Source organism: bacterium (genome assembly GCA_021372775.1).
GTDB lineage: Bacteria > Acidobacteriota > Polarisedimenticolia > J045 > J045 > JAJFTU01.
Genome location: JAJFTU010000312.1, coordinates 1 through 2,529, shown reverse-complemented (window position 1 = coordinate 2,529; position 2,529 = coordinate 1). Strand labels below are relative to the sequence as shown.

The window sequence follows — 2,529 nt, the reverse complement described above, 5'->3', positions numbered from 1 at the left end:
GTCGTCGCCGCGGGCGAGGATCCGGACGCGGTCGCGCGCGAGCTCGACGACGCGGTCGGCGCCTCGTTCGTCGGCGGCGGGTCCGAGGCCGGCGCCGCCGCGGAGCGGCGCGCCGAGTTCGCCGCGGTCGCCGACGCGGGGGACGCCGCGCTCGGCGCCGCGCTCGGCGCGCACGTCGGCGCCGCGGAGGACGCGGAGTTCGCCGTCGCGGCCGGCCGGCTTCACGCCAAGCTCGTCGCCGTCGCCGGCGAGACGTTCAAGGAGATGAAGGAGCAGGGGACGATTCGCTGACGTTCCCCTCGCGCGCGAGCGCCAGCCGCGCCGCCTCGAGCGCGGGGACGAGTTTGTCGCTCGTGAACTCGATGAAGTGGTGCCCCACCGCGGCCATCGTCACCGCGCGCGGGAGCTTGCCCGGCCGATGCGCGAGCGCCCAGGCGAGGAAGCGCAGGTACGAGCGGCGGTACGGCCCCTTGATCCCTTGGCCGACGAACGACCGCAGCCCCGCGCGCAGATCGTCCCACGACAAGCGCACGCGCGGCGCGCCGCGCGCCGGCGACCAGGTGCGCAGGCTCTCCCGGCAACGCGCGAAGTACCCTTCGGGGCTGTAGAGCCGCTCCATCACGCGGCGATATCCGGCCAGAAGTTGGTCGAGCGGCAGGCGGTGGATGACGTTCGTCACGCCGAACTGGTCGCCGCGCCACAGCAGGTCGGCCCGCAGCCGTCCTTCCGCCGCCAGACGGCGATAGAGGCGCGTCCCGGGAAGCGCGCCGAGCAGGCCGACCATCGCGTACGGAATCGCCGCCCGCTCCACGAACTCGGCGAGGCGGTCGAAGATGTCGGGGCCGTCGGCGTCGAAGCCGAGGATGAAGCCGCCCCAGACCTCGAGGCCGCGGCGCCGCAGCGACTCGATCCGCTCCAGCGGGGCGCGGAGGTTCTGCGGCTTCCCCGCCTCGCGCAGCGCCTGCGGGTTCGGCGTCTCGACGCCGACGAAGACGGCGTCGAAGCCGGCCGCGACCATCGCCTCGGCCAGCGGCGGATCGTCGGCGAGGGAGAGGCCGGCCTGGGTGTAGAAGCGAAACGGCACGCGCGTTCCGCGCCGCCAGCGCGCGACCTCCGCCAACGCGGCGCGCGCCGCGGCGCGGTCGCCGACGAAGTTGTCGTCCACGACGAAGACGTCGCCGCGGAAGCCGGTCGCGCGCAGCGCCTCCAGTTCGCCGACGAACTGGCGCGGACTCTTCGTCCGCGGACGGCGGCCGTAGAGGCGCACGACGTCGCAGAACTCGCAGTCGAACGGGCAGCCGCGCGAGAACTGGATCGCCATCTGGCGGTAGACCCGCTTCGGCAGCAGGTCGAAGCGCGGCGGCGGCAGGCCGGCGAGATCCGGCCATCCTTCGGCGCGATAGACGCGCGCCGCCGTTCCCGCCTCGAGGTCGGCGGCGAGCCGCGGCACGAACTCCTCACCCTCGCCGACCGCGACGTGGTCGGCCGCGGCGAGGTCCTCGGGGAACGTCGTCGCGTACGGACCGCCGACGACCGTCCTCACGCCGAGCGCGCGGCAGCGGGCGAGCAGCTTCTGGAGCGAATCCCGCTGAACGAGCATCCCGGTGAGCATCGCGACGTCGGCCGCGCGCAGCCGCTCGTCGCGGATTTCCGCGACGTTTTCGTCCGCGAGGTCGAGCCGCCAACGAGGCGGCAGAAGCGACGCGACGGTGAGCAGGCCGAGCGGCGGAAGGAGGCAGCGGCGCCCGGCGAAGCGCAGCGAGCGGACGCCGCTCCAGTACGACTCCGGCGACGACGGGTTGACGAGCAGGGCTTTCACGCGCGGACCTCCGGCGACCGCCGGAATGTACGAACAAGCGCGGCCCGAGGCGCGCGGGGCGTTTCCGACCGCATGGTATACTTTGCGCCCTTTGGGGGAAGGGCCGCCGGGCGGCGGCAAGGGACAGCCTTCATGGATGGTGCGATCGTGGACAGAGACGCATTGCGCGCGACGATCAAGGAAGTGATCGTGGAGAGTCTGCGGCTCGACGGCGTCGAGCCGGCGGGGATCGAGGACGACGCTCCGCTCTTCGGCGAAGGGCTCGGGCTCGACTCCGTGGACGCGCTCGAACTCGTCGTGGCGCTGGAGAAGAAGTTCCAGATCAAGATCCAAAGCAAGGACGTCGGCAAGGACGCGTTCTACTCCGTCGCCACGCTCGCCGACCTGGTCGCCTCGAGGCTCGCCGCGCAGGCCTGAGCGCGCGGCGCCGCGTCCCGGGCGCCGGAAGGATCATCGTCATGAGCGCGACCTCGCGCGCCGAAACGCCTCCCCACGCCCCCGAAGGGGGATGGTCGCGGCGCCTGCTCGGCCGCTTCCACGTGACCGGCGTCTTCTGGTACAGGTTTCATCGTTGGGGCGTCTCCATCCTCCCCGACTGGGGCGTGCGGCTCTGCATCGCCCTCTTCACCGCCTTCTTCTTCGTCTTCCTGCGCAAGATCCGCCGCGCGATCGCCGCCAACCTCGACGTCGTGCTCGGCCCGTGCGGCTTC

At 72.7% G+C, this 2,529-nt stretch carries 4 protein-coding genes; 3 read left to right on the top strand and 1 reads right to left on the bottom strand.

Translation table 11 applies throughout. From position 1 onward, the window contains the following. Positions 1-291 (top strand): hypothetical protein (locus LLG88_10710; protein MCE5247371.1); only part of this gene is annotated, 291 nt, incomplete at its 5' end. On the opposite strand, the gene LLG88_10705 is transcribed toward LLG88_10710, so the two are convergent. After that, positions 257-1,819, bottom strand: a complete 1,563-nt coding sequence (locus LLG88_10705; protein MCE5247370.1) for a B12-binding domain-containing radical SAM protein — start codon at positions 1,817-1,819, stop codon at positions 257-259. The genes LLG88_10710 and LLG88_10705 overlap by 35 nt on opposite strands. Positions 1,820-1,951: 132 nt before the next feature. On the opposite strand from LLG88_10705, the gene LLG88_10700 reads away from it, so the two are divergent. Beyond that, positions 1,952-2,236, top strand: a complete 285-nt coding sequence (locus LLG88_10700; protein ID MCE5247369.1) for a phosphopantetheine-binding protein — start codon at positions 1,952-1,954, stop codon at positions 2,234-2,236. A gap of 41 nt (positions 2,237-2,277) precedes the next feature. Next, the coding region (locus tag LLG88_10695) for a hypothetical protein (protein MCE5247368.1) at positions 2,278-2,529 on the top strand (252 nt) is incomplete at its 3' end.